Source organism: Brochothrix thermosphacta DSM 20171 = FSL F6-1036 (assembly GCF_036884295.1).
In the GTDB taxonomy this organism is placed as follows: domain Bacteria; phylum Bacillota; class Bacilli; order Lactobacillales; family Listeriaceae; genus Brochothrix; species Brochothrix thermosphacta.
In genome coordinates, this window is record NZ_CP145608.1 from 1,084,876 (window position 1) to 1,099,018 (window position 14,143).

General features: G+C 39.5%; 14 protein-coding genes. 12 read left to right on the forward strand and 2 right to left on the reverse strand.

Translation table 11 applies throughout. The annotated features are described in order from the left end of the window. Positions 1–85 precede the first annotated feature (85 nt). On the forward strand, positions 86–496 hold the full coding sequence (locus V6S17_RS05605) for a GNAT family N-acetyltransferase (protein WP_029092517.1): 411 nt from the start codon (positions 86–88) through the stop codon (positions 494–496). A 291-nt stretch (positions 497–787) separates the two neighbouring features. Here the strand turns inward: V6S17_RS05605 and V6S17_RS05610 are convergent, their stop codons facing one another. Both V6S17_RS05610 and V6S17_RS05615 read right to left on the reverse strand, forming a co-directional pair. Then, positions 788–1,177 (reverse strand): tautomerase family protein, encoded by a 390-nt coding sequence (locus V6S17_RS05610; RefSeq protein ID WP_029092516.1) that lies wholly within the window; start codon positions 1,175–1,177, stop codon positions 788–790. A gap of 1 nt (position 1,178) precedes the next feature. Next, positions 1,179–1,958 (reverse strand): DeoR/GlpR family DNA-binding transcription regulator, encoded by a 780-nt coding sequence (locus V6S17_RS05615; protein WP_029092515.1) that lies wholly within the window; start codon positions 1,956–1,958, stop codon positions 1,179–1,181. 310 nt (positions 1,959–2,268) lie between these two features. Here V6S17_RS05615 and V6S17_RS05620 point away from each other — a divergent pair, with 310 nt between their 5' ends. The 11 genes from V6S17_RS05620 (at position 2,269) to V6S17_RS05670 (ending at position 14,120) form a co-directional block, all read left to right on the forward strand. Beyond that, positions 2,269–3,729, forward strand: coding sequence for a CoA-acylating methylmalonate-semialdehyde dehydrogenase (locus V6S17_RS05620; RefSeq protein ID WP_029092514.1), 1,461 nt, complete (start codon positions 2,269–2,271; stop codon positions 3,727–3,729). Positions 3,730–3,744: 15 nt separating this feature from the next. Next, positions 3,745–4,551 (forward strand): 5-deoxy-glucuronate isomerase, encoded by an 807-nt coding sequence (gene iolB, locus V6S17_RS05625; protein WP_029092513.1) that lies wholly within the window; start codon positions 3,745–3,747, stop codon positions 4,549–4,551. 21 nt (positions 4,552–4,572) lie between these two features. After that, positions 4,573–5,550, forward strand: a complete 978-nt coding sequence (gene iolC, locus V6S17_RS05630) for a 5-dehydro-2-deoxygluconokinase (protein WP_029092512.1) — start codon at positions 4,573–4,575, stop codon at positions 5,548–5,550. Positions 5,551–5,565: 15 nt separating this feature from the next. Further along, positions 5,566–7,473 (forward strand): 3D-(3,5/4)-trihydroxycyclohexane-1,2-dione acylhydrolase (decyclizing), encoded by a 1,908-nt coding sequence (gene iolD / locus V6S17_RS05635; protein WP_029092511.1) that lies wholly within the window; start codon positions 5,566–5,568, stop codon positions 7,471–7,473. A gap of 11 nt (positions 7,474–7,484) precedes the next feature. Further along, positions 7,485–8,366, forward strand: coding sequence for a myo-inosose-2 dehydratase (gene iolE, locus V6S17_RS05640; RefSeq protein WP_029092510.1), 882 nt, complete (start codon positions 7,485–7,487; stop codon positions 8,364–8,366). Positions 8,367–8,409: 43 nt separating this feature from the next. Next, positions 8,410–9,798, forward strand: coding sequence for a sugar porter family MFS transporter (locus V6S17_RS05645; protein ID WP_029092509.1), 1,389 nt, complete (start codon positions 8,410–8,412; stop codon positions 9,796–9,798). Positions 9,799–9,863: 65 nt separating this feature from the next. Then, on the forward strand, positions 9,864–10,877 hold the full coding sequence (locus V6S17_RS05650) for a Gfo/Idh/MocA family protein (protein WP_029092508.1): 1,014 nt from the start codon (positions 9,864–9,866) through the stop codon (positions 10,875–10,877). 26 nt (positions 10,878–10,903) lie between these two features. Further along, positions 10,904–11,779, forward strand: coding sequence for a sugar phosphate isomerase/epimerase family protein (locus V6S17_RS05655; protein WP_029092507.1), 876 nt, complete (start codon positions 10,904–10,906; stop codon positions 11,777–11,779). A gap of 13 nt (positions 11,780–11,792) precedes the next feature. Next, complete coding sequence (locus tag V6S17_RS05660; RefSeq protein WP_029092506.1) at positions 11,793–12,623, forward strand: sugar phosphate isomerase/epimerase family protein; 831 nt, start codon at positions 11,793–11,795, stop codon at positions 12,621–12,623. Between the two features lie 39 nt (positions 12,624–12,662). Beyond that, positions 12,663–13,517: a class II fructose-1,6-bisphosphate aldolase gene (fba, locus tag V6S17_RS05665; protein WP_029092505.1), complete on the forward strand. Its 855-nt coding sequence runs from the start codon at positions 12,663–12,665 to the stop codon at positions 13,515–13,517. A 138-nt stretch (positions 13,518–13,655) separates the two neighbouring features. Beyond that, positions 13,656–14,120 carry a GNAT family N-acetyltransferase gene (locus V6S17_RS05670; RefSeq protein WP_029092504.1) on the forward strand — a complete coding sequence of 155 codons (465 nt, stop codon included), beginning with the start codon at positions 13,656–13,658 and terminating at the stop codon, positions 14,118–14,120. Positions 14,121–14,143: the final 23 nt, after the last annotated feature.

Here is a 14,143-nt window from a genome sequence, read left to right on the forward strand (position 1 = left end):
AAAGCGCGAATCATTGAAAGGGTAAAAGTAAATATGCTAGTATAGAAAAGAAATAACAATTGTAACTGAAAAAGGGGGCTAGCAGATGAGAGTGCTTTATGATACACCAACGGCAACAGAGTTTGTTGGTTTAAGGGTAGCGGCAGGTTTATCACCACGTAAAATAGAACATGCTGAAATAGGGCTAGCAAATAGTATTTTCACGGCAACGATTCGTTCGGATGACAATGAATTGATTGCAATGGGGCGTATTATCGGTGACGGCGGTTGTAATTTCCAAGTGGTGGATATTGCAGTGCGACCAGATCATCAAGGTAAAGGACTAGGAAAGAAAATTATGGAACATATTACTACATATATTGAGACGGCAATATTTGAAGACAGTTATGTGAGTTTGATTGCCGATGGCGAAGCGCATAAATTGTATGCGCAGTATCGTTTTGAACCGGTTGGTCCAAGTGGCCGTGGAATGTATTATGAACGTCAAAAAAAGTAGATGATGGATGTTTCATCGTCTTTTTTTATGCAAAAAAAGAAACTAGAAATTATTCTAGTTTCAAATTGTAGACAAAGTCTCGAAAAACTACTTTTTTATTTTAAGCTGATTTAAAGAACTTTGACTACGATATGAGCAGGCTGATTAGAAATGCTGTTATCGTAGGAACGACGAGTGAATGATGGTGCGCGTACTAATTGCACATAATCCAGATTGAGTAAGGAGTGACGACCTGGAATAGCGTTTATCTTCAGCCTCAAGCTCTAATAATTTCTAGTTTCTTATCAATTATTAGAGCTTTCCAGTAATAAATTGTGCTTCTCCATGGCCGAAACTCCAATCGACGTCGGTGTTTTCAACCATTGAGAACATCACATCGTCTTTTGAAATACCGCATTCTGCTTCTAGTCTTTCAGTAACTAATTGATAAAGTTTTTGTTTCTTTTCGGGTGTGCGTTTATTGCTAATAATCGTTATTAAAACAAAGTTTTTTGAACGTGTGAAGCCTAAACCTGTGTCATGAATAACCATTTCAGCAGGTTTATGTTGGTTAACAACTTGGTAACGATCTAGCTCAGGTACTTCAAGTGCTTCAACCATCGCTACATGAGTGACATCTAACAGCTGACGGAGTTGTTCGTCAGTACGACCTTCTAATACATCAAATTTAAATAATGGCATGTTATATCCTCCTGGTTTCAGTAATATTTGTATCGATAACATCGATATGATGGGTGTGACAGAATTGTTGGTATTCCGCAGTAAGTCTTTGATCAGTAATAATACCATCGATTTGTTCAAGAGCGGCATAAGTTAAGAGTGTAGATTTATCAAATTTTGAATGATCTACTAATAAGTATATGTTCGTTGCTCGGGCAACGACATTGCGTTTAATGTCATATTCCATTAAATCGGAATTAGTTAAGCCGTTCTCGATTGAAACAGCACTTGCAGCCATAAACGCTTTTGAAATATTATATTTGCCGATGATACTTTCGATGTTTAGCCCCACAAATGAGCGTGTTTCGGGTTTATATGTGTTGCCGACTAACAGTAAGCGGATGTTTTCAAAAGCCGATGCTGAATTGATAATATCTAAACTGTTTGTCAAAATGGTGATATTGATATTTGGTGGCAATTGATCAATGATACCAACGGTAGTCGTGCCGGAATCGATGAAGATAAAATCATCATCTTCTATTAAAGTGGCTGCTGCTGCTGCGATATGATGTTTTGTTGTCTGGTTTGTAATGTGGCGATGTTCAAATGCAACGAGCTCGCTATTAACTAATGATTTAACACCGCCATATACTTTTTCAACCTTACCATTTTCGATAATGAGATTAATATCTCTTCGAATCGTATTTTTAGAGACATCAAAATGTTCACAGAGTTCATCGAGCGAAACAGAACCTTTTAACTCGATGTAATTTTCGATTTCTATTAATCGCTTGGCCTTCATTTGCTATCCTCCTTAGTGATTCGCTAATTGAAGTGACACATCTTCTTATAAAAGATAACATATACTCAAAAGTTAATCAATATTTAACTTTAATATAGGCATAAAAGTCTTTTTTTATCAATTTTTAGAAATTTTTTGTAATATTTAAGGACAAGTGTTGACAATTGTTGCTAAAAAATGTACGATGTAATCGAAAGGTAACCAAAACATTACCAAAAACAAGAAGGTAGATGATCAGGTAATGTTTATCTATTTTCTTCTATAGTGTAAGCGTTAACAAATAATTAAACAATCTGAGGAGGAAAAAAACATGGTACAGATTCAAGAGTTGAAAAATTTTATTGGTGGTAAATGGGTAGCTAGTGAAACAGATAAATTCGAAGAGGTAACTAACCCAGCTACGAAAGAAGTGATTGCACGTGTTCCTTTATCCACAAAAGCTGATGTTGATCATGCAGTTGAGGTTGCGCAAGCAGCATTTGAAAAGTGGAAGAACGTGGCCGTTCCAAAACGTGCACGTATTCTTTTTAAATATCAAAACCTTGTAGTTGAGCATAAAGAAGAGTTGGCAAAAATCATCACTGTCGAAAATGGTAAAAATTTATCGGAAGCGCTTGGCGAAGTTCAACGTGGTATCGAAAATATTGAATTTGCAGCAGGTGCGCCTTCACTATACATGGGCGATTCGTTGGCGTCGATTGCAACGGATGTTGAAGCAACAAACTACCGTTATCCAATTGGCGTTGTTGCAGGCATAACGCCTTTCAACTTCCCGATGATGGTGCCGTGTTGGATGTTCCCGATGGCTGTTGTTCTTGGAAATTCATTTGTATTAAAGCCGTCAGAAAAAACACCATTGCTTACAGCGCGACTAATTGAACTGTTCCAACAAGCTGGTTTGCCAGATGGCGTGCTTAATATGGTTTATGGTGCTCATGACGTGGTTAATCGTTTAGGCGATCATCCAGATGTAAAAGCATTATCATTTGTTGGTTCGAAACCAGTAGGAGAATATGTTTATAAACTAGGTAGTGAAAATTTAAAACGTGTTCAAGCGTTGACAGGTGCTAAAAACCATACCATTGTTTTAAAAGATGCAGATTTACCTGAATCGGTTAAAAACATCGTTTCGGCAGCATTTGGATCGGCAGGCGAGCGCTGCATGGCTTGTGCGGTAGTCGCTGTAGAAGAAGAAGTAGCAGACGCTTTCATCGCTGAACTGAAAAAACAAACAGCTGAAGTAACAATTGGTAATGGTTTAGAAGATGGCATTTTCTTAGGTCCTGTGATTAGTGATGAAAGTAAAGTACGTACAGAAAAATATATTGAAATTGGTTTGAATGAAGGTGCTGAACTTATTCGTGATGGACGTGGCGAAGGGAGTGGCGATGGTTACTTTGTTGGACCAACGATTTTTGATAAAGTGACGCCTGAAATGACAATTTGGAAAGATGAAATTTTTGCACCCGTTTTATCAATTGTTCGCGTAAAAGATTTGAAAGAAGGCATTGCAATTGCAAATGAATCAGAGTTTGCGAATGGCGCGTGCTTATTTACCAACAACGCTTCAGCAGTGCGTTACTTCCGTGAGAACATCGATGCAGGTATGTTAGGGATCAACTTAGGTGTTCCAGCACCGATGGCTTTCTTCCCATTCTCTGGATGGAAATCATCGTTCTTTGGTACGTTGCATGCGAATGGAAAAGATAGCATTGATTTTTACACTCGCAAAAAAGTTGTCACAGCACGTTACCCTAAATCATATATTTAAAGAGGAGTGAACCAGATGGCGGATAATAAATTATTAGTCAAACCAAAAAAAGGACAAGTCGTTCATGAAGTGAATGAAACTAATTCAGAGCTCTCTTATGTGAGTTTGAAAGTTTTAGAGCTAGAAGTTAACGAAGCCTATATCGAAACATTAAAAGACAAAGAGTGCTGTATTGTAGCCCTTACAGGTCAAATAACAGTGACTGAAGGTGATAATAAGTTTGAGAATATCGGCACGCGTCACTCAGTATTTGAAAAAATACCGACAGATAGTGTTTATGTCTCAAACGGCCGTCAATTTGGAATCCGTGCAGATAGCGAGGCAAAAGTTGTCCTCGCTTATGCACCATCTGCAAAACAGTTGCCCACTACGCTCATCTCTGCAGCGGATAATACAGTTGAACATCGCGGGAAATATGCGAATAAGCGTATGGTACACAATATATTGCCTGATTCTGTCACGACAGCAAATAGCTTACTAGTCGTAGAGGTTTACACAGAGGCTGGTAATTGGTCGAGCTATCCACCACATAAGCATGATCAGGATAATCTGCCAGAAGAATCGTTACTTGAAGAAACGTATTATCATGAAATGAACCCACCACAAGGCTTTGTCTTCCAACGCGTTTATACTGACGATCGTTCAATTGATGAGACGATGACGGTAGAAAATGGTGATGTGGTCATTGTTCCTGCTGGTTATCATCCAGTTGCGGTACCCGATGGTTACACTTCTTACTATTTAAATGTAATGGCTGGGCCAACAAAAAAATGGCAATTCCACAATGATAAACCACATGAATGGATTTTAACAAGAGATTAATATAAAGGAGTGTTGAAGAGAATGCTGATTAAAACGGATGATACTAAAAAATATGATTTAATTGCAGTGGGACGAGCGTGTATTGATTTGAACGCTGTAGAATTTAACCGTCCAATGGAAGAAACAATGACTTTTGCAAAATATGTGGGTGGCTCTCCAGCTAACGTCGCTATCGGTTTAGCCAAACTAGGTTTAAAACCAGGCTTTATTGGAAAATTAGCAGATGACCAACACGGTCGTTTTATTAAAACGTACATGACAGCTGCAGGTGTTGATATGGAAGAAACTGTTCTAGATACAGCAGGTCATAAAACGGGATTGGCTTTTACAGAAATTAAAAGTCCATCAGAATGCAGTATCTTAATGTATCGAGATGAAGTAGCTGATTTATATCTTGAAGCAAGTGAAGTGGACGAAGCGTATATTAAACAAGCACGCTTATTATTGGTCTCAGGGACAGCGTTATCAATGAGCCCATCACGTGAAGCGATATTGACAGCAGTAGCCTATGCCAAAAAGAATGATGTACCCGTTGTGTTTGAATTAGATTACCGTCCTTATACATGGCAATCATTAGAAGATACGGCTGTTTATTATAGCTTAGTTGCAAATCAAGCAGATATCATCATCGGAACACGTGATGAATTTGATCGTCTAGAGAATAAAGAAGGGGGTAAGAACGAAGAAACGATTGCTGCATTATTCCAACATAGCGCACAATTAATTGTCATTAAGCATGGTGTAGAAGGATCGTATGCTTACACCAAAGCAGGTGATGTCTATAATGGTAAAGCTTATAAAACAAAAGTTCTTAAAACATTTGGTGCGGGTGATTCCTATGCAGCTGCATTTATATATGCCGTTCTGGCTGGAAAATCAATCGAAACAGCATTGAAATATGGTAGCGCATCGGCTTCAATCGTTGTGAGTAAACACAGTTCCTCTGATGCTATGCCTGATGTTGCGGCAATCGAAGCATTGATTCAAAGTCACGAATAACAAGGAGGTACATAAATGGAAACGATTCGTTTAACGACATCACAAGCGTTGGTGAAATTTTTAAATCAACAATATATTGAAATTGATGGTATTGAAACGCCCTATGTTGAAGGTGTTTTTAATATCTTTGGGCATGGTAACGTGGTGGGGATTGGTCAGGCTTTGCAAGAATCTCCGGGTCATCTGAAAGTGTATCAAGGTAAAAATGAGCAAGGCATGGCGCATGCGGCAATGGCCTATAGTAAGCAATTGAATCGTCGTAAAATCTTTGCAGTAACAGCCTCTGCAGGCCCGGGTTCGGCTAACATGGTAACAGCAGCAGCGACAGCGTTTGCTAATAATATACCCATGTTACTCTTGCCTGCTGATACTTTCGCTACACGTCAGCCTGATCCGGTTTTACAACAATTGGAACATGAGACAAGTTATGCGATTACGACGAATGATGCTTTTCCAGCGGTATCGCGCTATTTCGATCGTATTCAGCGTCCTGAGCAACTGATGAGTAGTTTGTTGCGAGCGTTTGAAGTGATGACAAATCCAGCAACAGCAGGTCCTGCAACTCTTTGTATCTCGCAAGACACTGAGGGAGAAGCGTATGACTATGATGTGAACTTCTTCCAAAAGAGAGTGCATTATATCAACCGTCAAGTCCCTACGACACGTGAAATTGAAGGTGCTATTCAACGCATTCAACAGAGCCAACGTCCTGTTATTATCGTAGGTGGTGGTGCTCGCTATTCTGAAGCGGCAGAGATATTAAAAGCATTATCGCTTAAACATAATATCCCATTGGTAGAAACACAGGCAGGGAAATCAACTGTCACCAGTGCGTTTGAGAATAATTTGGGAGGTACCGGCATATTGGGTACTTCAGCAGCAAATCAGGTGATTTCAGAAACAGATTTAATTATTGGGGTGGGTACGCGTTATACTGATTTCACCACATCATCAAAGACGGCATTTGATGAGAAGACAGCTTTTTTAAATATAAATATTAATCGTATGCAAACCTATAAATTAGAAGCGTTTCAAGTGGTCGCAGATGCGCGTGCTGGCTTAGAAGCAATTGCTAATGGATTAGGTGATTATACAACAACATATGGCGAAGACTTTCGTAATTATAAAGCGAAGTGGAATGTTGAGCGTGAGCGATTAGCCAACGTTAAATTTAACCGTGAAGCGTTTACGCCTGAGATAAAAAATCAATTTGATCAAACAATCATGAACGAATACGCCGATGTGCTAAAGACGGAATTCACACAAACGGCAGCTTTGATAACGGCGAATGAAACGGTGAAACCAGACAGCATTGTCATTGGTTCAGCAGGCTCATTGCCAGGTGATTTACAACGCCTCTGGAATACAACAGTACCTCATACATATAATCTAGAGTATGGTTATTCGTGCATGGGGTATGAAGTCGCAGGTGCATTAGGCGCAAAATTAGCAGCACCTGAACAAGAGGTTTACGCAGCGCTTGGAGATGGTAGTTTCTTAATGCTCCACACGGAGTTGGTTACGGCTTTACAATACAATAAAAAAATTAATCTATTATTATTTGATAACGCTGGTTATGGCTGTATTAACAACTTGCAGATGGAACACGGAAGTGACAGCTACCACTGTGAGTTACGTGATAATAACAACACGATCATGAACATTAACTACGCTAAAGTAGCCGAAGGTTATGGCGCTAAAGGTTATACCGTCAGTACGAAAGAAGAATTAGTAGCCGCAATCAAAGATGCAGAAAAACAAACAGTTTCAACTGTCATTGAAATTAAAGTATTGCCAAAAACCATGTCAGATGGTTACGATGCTTGGTGGCATGTGGGTGTATCAGAAGTGTCGGATAAAGCGAGTGTTTTAGCAGCGAATACGACAAAAGAAGAAAAATTACAGCAGGCTAAAAAATACTAGGAGGTTCCATAATGACAATTAACTGGGGAATCGCGCCGATTGGTTGGCGAAATGATGATATACCTGAAATTGGTAAAGATAATAATTTGCAACAGCTTTTAAGTGATATCGTTGTTGCTAATTTTGAAGGGACAGAAGTGGGCGGCTTCTTCCCAGACGCTGAAACACTCAACAAAGAGTTGGCGTTACGTGATTTGAAAATTGCTGGGCAATGGTTCAGCAGTTTCATTATCCGTGATGGCATACAAAAAGTTGAAAGCGCATTCAAAGAACACTGCGAGTATTTGCGAACAGTTAATGCTGCCGTAGCGGTAGTTTCAGAGCAAACGCACAGTATTCAAGCATTAGGAAATAATGTATTTACAGAGAAACCCACTTTTACGGATGAAGAATGGGATGTATTAACAACAGGACTTGATCGTTTGGGAGAGATTGCAACAACTTACGACCTGAAACTTGTTTATCATCATCATATGGGGACAGGTGTACAGACCGCTGAAGAAGTGACGCGGTTATTAAATCAAACAACACCAGAAAAAGTGCATTTATTATACGACTCAGGTCATATTTTTGTATCCGATGGTGATTACCTCACGTTGTTTGATGAACATGTTGATCGTATTGCACATATTCATTTTAAGGACGTGCGTGCTGACGTTTTAGAAATTTGTAAAGCAGATGGAAAATCATTTTTAAATTCTTTTCTAGAGGGAATGTTTACCGTACCAGGCGATGGTATCATTGATTTCACGCAAATCTATGCTCGCATAAAAGCAGCGGGCTATAGTGGATGGATTGTGATTGAAGCAGAGCAAGATCCAGCAAAAGCAAATCCGTTAGAATATGCGTTAAAAGCGCGTCGTTATATTGATGATAAACTGTTGGAAAACTAACCCAATCTAGGAGGTTTTTGTGATGAGTGCAGACGGTAAGATGATGAAGCAGCAACGGTCACCCAAGAAAAAATTAAGTCTGGTGACATGGATTTCAACTTTTGGTGGGCTATTATTCGGTTACGATACAGGCGTTGTGAATGGAGCCTTGCCTTACATGGCAGCTTCTGATCAACTAAATCTTACACCTGTAACTGAAGGATTAGTAGCGAGTTCTTTAACTTTTGGTGCCGCTTTTGGTGCGATTATCGGGGGGCAATTCTCTGATAAAAAAGGACGCCGTAAATTAATTATGTACTTAGCAGTTATGTTTTTTATTGCAACAATTGGTTGTTCCATTGCACCGAATATTGAAGTGATGGTTATCAGTCGTGTATTGCTTGGTTTAGCAGTCGGTGGTGCTTCAGTTACTGTACCAGCTTATCTGTCAGAGATGTCGCCAGCCAATCGACGTGGACGTATGGTCACCATGAATGAATTGATGATTGTTACAGGGCAGTTAATGGCCTTCACGTTTAATGCGATTTTAGCGACAACGTTTGGTGACGTCAGCCACATTTGGCGTTACATGTTAGTGATTGCGACACTTCCAGCTGTGATTTTATGGTTTGGGATGTTAGTGATGCCAGAAAGCCCACGTTGGCTAGCTTCAAAAGGCCGGTTTGGTGAAGCGTTAGCGGTGTTGCTACAAGTGCGTGAGAAAGAAGAGGCGCACGAAGAGATTGAAGAGATTAAGCAGCATTTAGAAGAAGAAGACGCTATCCAAAAAGCACGTTGGAAAGATTTATCAATTCCATGGATACGCCGAATTGTTTTTATCGGTATCGGTATTGCCGTTGTGCAACAAATCACTGGAGTTAACTCGATTATGTACTACGGAACCCAAATTTTGAAAAATGCTGGTTTCGGAACACAAGCGGCCATTGTGGGTAACATTGCAAATGGGGTCATCTCTGTAGCCGCAACCTTTGTTGGTATTTGGTTATTAGGTAAAATTGGTCGACGCCCCATGTTAACCATTGGTTTAATTGGAACGACCTCCGCACTGACATTGATTGGTATATTTTCATATGTACTCGAAGGATCAGCGGCACTGCCATACGTCGTCTTATCGCTCACAGTTACGTTTTTAGCTTTCCAACAAGGTGCTATTTCACCAGTCACCTGGTTAATGTTATCTGAAATCTTCCCCTTGAAATTAAGAGGCTTGGGAATGGGTGTAACAGTCTTCTGTTTATGGATTACCAACTTCTTAGTCGGTTTTTCATTCCCGATTTTACTGGATGCTTTTGGATTGTCAAACACGTTCTTCATGTTTGCGGTTCTGGGTATAGGGGCTATCATCTTTGTACGAAAAGTATTGCCAGAGACAAAAGGTTATTCATTAGAGCAATTAGAATATTTCTTCAAAAATCATGTGAAATTCAAATAAAAAGGAAAAATGGCTTTCCTTAGAACATTTTGTTCTAGGGGCGCTATTTAGAGGAGGAACTTAAAATGGTATTAAACATTGGAGTTATCGGAACAGGCGCTATTGGACGCGAACATATTGGTCGATTAACAAACACATTAGCAGGATCTAAAATTGTAGCAGTGACAGATGTCAATCAAGAGGCTGCTCAAGATGCAATTGCGACGTATCAATTAGATGCCGTTGTTTATCCGGATGACATTAGTTTGATTGCAGCAGATAATGTGGATGCGGTTGTTATTACAAGCTGGGGGCCAGCACATGAAGGGAGCGTTCTAGCAGCGATTGCAGCTGGTAAATATGTTTTCTGTGAGAAGCCATTAGCGACAACTGCAGCTGGTGCACGACGTATCGTTGACGCTGAAATTGCAGCCGGTAAAAAATTAGTACAAGTTGGCTTTATGCGTCGTTACGATGAAGGGTATCTAGGGTTAAAACAAGCGATTGATAATAACGAAATCGGCGCACCGTTAATGTTACATTGTGCACACCGTAACCCAACAGTTGATGAACGTTATTCAACAGATATGGCAATCTCAGATACATTAATTCATGAAATTGATGCCTTGCATTGGTTGATTGATGATGATTATAAATCGGTGCGAATTGCTTTCCCACGAAATACTAAAAATGCACGTGAAGGGTTACGCGATCCACAAATTGCTACTTTGGAAACAAAAAACGGCGTGATTATAACGGTTGAAATTTTTGTTAACTGTCAATATGGTTACGATATTCAATGCGAAGTAGTAGGTGAAGAAGGAATTGTGAAATTACCGGAATTCTCAAACATTGTCACACGAAAAAGTGGGAAATTAAGCCAAGAAATTTTATCTGACTGGAAATACCGTTTCACACGAGCTTATGATGTTGAGTTGCAAGATTTTGTTGATTCTATTAAAACAAATGGTGCGCCACAAGGTCCTACTTCATGGGATGGCTATATTGCAGCGGTGACTGCAGATGCTTGTATCGCTGCTCAAACAAGCGGCGCAGTTGAAACAATTGCTTTGGATGAAAAACCGGCGTTTTATAATTAAAAATTAAGCTTATTGGAGGGTGACTGATGAAATTAGCATTTGATCCAAGTATGTATCGCGACAATATAAGCATAGAAGATATGATTTATAAAACAGCAGATTTAGGTTATAAATACATTGAAATGAGTCCGCGTGAAGATTTTATTCCTTTTTACAAATATCCTAAAGTAGACAAGGCAAAAATACAATCCATTAAACGTTGTTTACGTGATACGGGATTAGAAATATCTTCATTACTACCTGTTCAGTATTGGGCAGGTCCAGATGAATCAGCCCGTCAATCGGCCGTTCGAAACTGGAAACGAGCGATTGAAATTGCAGTGGAGCTAGATGTTGATTTAATGAACAGTGAATTCAGTGGTTCTAAATATCAACCCGTTGAATGTGAAGCGAAATTTATCCAATCAATGGATGAGTTGATGCCGGTGTTTGAAAAAGAGGGGATACGTTTGAATCTACAGGCACATCCCTATGATTTCATTGAAACAAATACAGGTGCGATTGATATGATTCGTGCATTAGATAAAGATTGGATTAAACTGGTATATTCAATTCCTCACGCCTATTTTTATGATGATGGTATTGGCGATGTAGGTAAACATTTAGATGACGCGGGTGATTTGCTTGACCAAGTGCTATTTGCGGATACGTATAACCATAAGGCAGCTTATGGTTTACGCTATATTGTCAACCCGCCAGATGCAAAAGTAACCGTGCACCAACACTTAAATATTGGTGAGGGTGAAATTGATTTTGATACTATTTTTCGTAAACTAAGAGAAACGAAATTTGATGGTATTGCGACAAATGCTGTATTTGCTTGGGCAGATCAACCAAAAGCATCAAGTGATTTTATGATTAAAGCAATGAAAGACGGTTTACGCGGTCTCGATATACGTTAAGGAGGATGAGAAAATGAAGTTAGCATTCAATCAGGCAACGACACTAGAAAATTCAACGCTCGAAAAAGATTTAGAACTCTGTGAACAACAAGGTTATGACTATATCGAGATACGGACGATGGATAAATTACCTGAGTATCTGGAAACGAATACGATGGCAGACTTAAAAAACTTTTTTGACACACATCAGCTTAAGCCGTTGGCATTAAATGCGTTGGTCTTTTTTAATAACCGTGATGAAGAGGGGCATCAAGAAATTATCCAAGAATTCAAAGCGATGTTAGTTACAGCTCAGGAGCTTAATGTGCCTTATATCGTGGCGGTGCCATTGGTTACAAAAACTAAATTTCACAAACAAACGATTCAACAAGATTGTGTTGCTGTATTACGCGAAATGTCTGACTTAGCAAAAGCTAGTGGTGTTAAAATTGCGCTTGAATTTGTTGGTCATCCTGAATGTACAGTCAATACGTTTGGTCAAGCGTACGATATTATTGAGGCAGTAGATCGTGAGAATGTTGGTGTAGTCTTTGATTGTTTCCATTTCCATGCAATGGGCTCTAATATCGCTGATTTGGAACGGGCAAAAGGCGATAAAATTTTCATATTACATATGGATGATACCGAAGACTTTCCAATTGGTTTTTTAACAGATGATGACCGTGTTTGGCCAGGGCATGGCGCTATCGATTTAGAGACACATCTGAAAACACTGCGTAAAATCGGTTTTAAAGGAGTCGCATCAGTCGAATTATTCCGTCCGGAATATTATCAAATGTCTGCTGAAGAAGTGATTAGGAAAGCAAAAGATACCACTCGCGAAGTATTGCAGGCATATTATTAAACTGAGGCATCTTGATGCTCAGAGAAAGGTGGGGCTTTAATGACAATTGTTAATATGAAGGCGATGTTGAATCATGCCTTGGAGAATGAATACGCTGTGCCACAGTTTAATTTAAATGGGTTACCGTGGGCAAAAGCATTTTTAAAAAGTGCACAAGCTGAGCAATCTCCGGTTATTATCGCGGCCTCTGATCGTGTTGTTGATTTTCTTGGTGGTTTTTCAACTATCTTTGTCATGGTAAATGAATTAATGAAAGAATATAATATAACGGTACCTGTTGCTTTGCATTTGGACCATGGCCGCAGCGTTGAACGATGTAAAGCCGCGATTGATGCAGGTTTCACTTCCGTTATGATTGATGGGTCACATGCGACGATTGCTGAGAACATTGAAATGACGAAAGCGGTGACCTCATACGCGCATTCACGTGGCGTTACAGTAGAGGCTGAAGTTGGTACCGTAGGTGGTAATGAAGATGGCTTGATAGGCGGTATACAATATGCTAAATTGGAAGACTGCGTGGCATTGGTGGAAGAGACGGGTGTTGATGCATTGGCGGCGGCATTAGGTTCAGTTCATGGGCAGTATGTCGGTGAGCCGAAACTAGGGTTTAAAGAAATGTCTGCCATTTCAGTAGCAGTAGGCATTCCGCTAGTATTGCATGGGGCATCGGGAATTCCAGAAGATCAGGTCAAGCGAGCAATTAAGTTAGGGCATGCAAAAATTAATATTAACACGGAAAATAATATTGCTTTTGCAGAAGTGTTGCGACACATGCTGACAAAAAATCAAACGTTGTTTGATCCACAAGCCTATTTAAATCCTGGACAAACAGCAATCGAGGTTGCTGCAATTGCAAAAATGCGAGAGTTTGGTTCAAGTGGAAAAGCATAATATGACATGAGAAGCAGGAAAAGGTAACCTTGACAATGAGTTGTCGATGTTGCCTTTTTTGCATTTATAATAGATGATCAACCTGTTCGTTGGAAAAATGTTAGAATAGTAAGGTGAAAAGTGGAGGGAGTTGAGTCAATGGAACTGAAACAGTATACAAGTGACGATTTTATGCTTTATTACGCGTTAACGCAACATGAATCTGTCATGCGCTATATTACAGGTAATGCCTTAAATGAGGATGAGACAGCACGTAAGTTTGACAAAGTCATGAGATACAACGAAAACAATCGAACAACAGGGCATTACCGTGTCTATTTTGAGGGGAAATATATCGGGTATGGAAAAATCACTATATCGAATAAAGAGATTGAAGTAGGTTATATGCTGTTGCCAGCATACATTGGCCGTGGTCTTGGCAAAAAATTGTTAGCGACATTAATTGATTATGCGAAGAAAGAAGATACGGTGTATGTCATATTTGCGATTATTCAATCTGAAAATGATATATCGCGAAACTTATTAAAGTCGTTTGGTTTTCAAACGGTCGCAGTGTATGAAGAAAATGGTACGCGGTGTGAACGTTTAGAATTAGCTAATTAATTGAAAACGTAGAAAAGGCATCA

Excerpts from the sequence above, each read along its gene's own strand:
- fba (WP_029092505.1), top strand. The coding sequence starts at position 12,663 with ATGACAATTGTTAATATGAAGGCGATGTTGAATCATGCCTTGGAGAAT.
- V6S17_RS05615 (WP_029092515.1), bottom strand. The coding sequence starts at position 1,958 with ATGAAGGCCAAGCGATTAATAGAAATCGAAAATTACATCGAGTTAAAA.
- iolB (WP_029092513.1), top strand. The coding sequence starts at position 3,745 with ATGGCGGATAATAAATTATTAGTCAAACCAAAAAAAGGACAAGTCGTT.
- iolC (WP_029092512.1), top strand. The coding sequence starts at position 4,573 with ATGCTGATTAAAACGGATGATACTAAAAAATATGATTTAATTGCAGTG.
- V6S17_RS05670 (WP_029092504.1), top strand. The coding sequence starts at position 13,656 with ATGGAACTGAAACAGTATACAAGTGACGATTTTATGCTTTATTACGCG.
- iolD (WP_029092511.1), top strand. The coding sequence starts at position 5,566 with ATGGAAACGATTCGTTTAACGACATCACAAGCGTTGGTGAAATTTTTA.
- V6S17_RS05650 (WP_029092508.1), top strand. The coding sequence starts at position 9,864 with ATGGTATTAAACATTGGAGTTATCGGAACAGGCGCTATTGGACGCGAA.
- V6S17_RS05655 (WP_029092507.1), top strand. The coding sequence starts at position 10,904 with ATGAAATTAGCATTTGATCCAAGTATGTATCGCGACAATATAAGCATA.
- V6S17_RS05645 (WP_029092509.1), top strand. The coding sequence starts at position 8,410 with ATGAAGCAGCAACGGTCACCCAAGAAAAAATTAAGTCTGGTGACATGG.
- V6S17_RS05605 (WP_029092517.1), top strand. The coding sequence starts at position 86 with ATGAGAGTGCTTTATGATACACCAACGGCAACAGAGTTTGTTGGTTTA.
- iolE (WP_029092510.1), top strand. The coding sequence starts at position 7,485 with ATGACAATTAACTGGGGAATCGCGCCGATTGGTTGGCGAAATGATGAT.
- V6S17_RS05620 (WP_029092514.1), top strand. The coding sequence starts at position 2,269 with ATGGTACAGATTCAAGAGTTGAAAAATTTTATTGGTGGTAAATGGGTA.
- V6S17_RS05660 (WP_029092506.1), top strand. The coding sequence starts at position 11,793 with ATGAAGTTAGCATTCAATCAGGCAACGACACTAGAAAATTCAACGCTC.
- V6S17_RS05610 (WP_029092516.1), bottom strand. The coding sequence starts at position 1,177 with ATGCCATTATTTAAATTTGATGTATTAGAAGGTCGTACTGACGAACAA.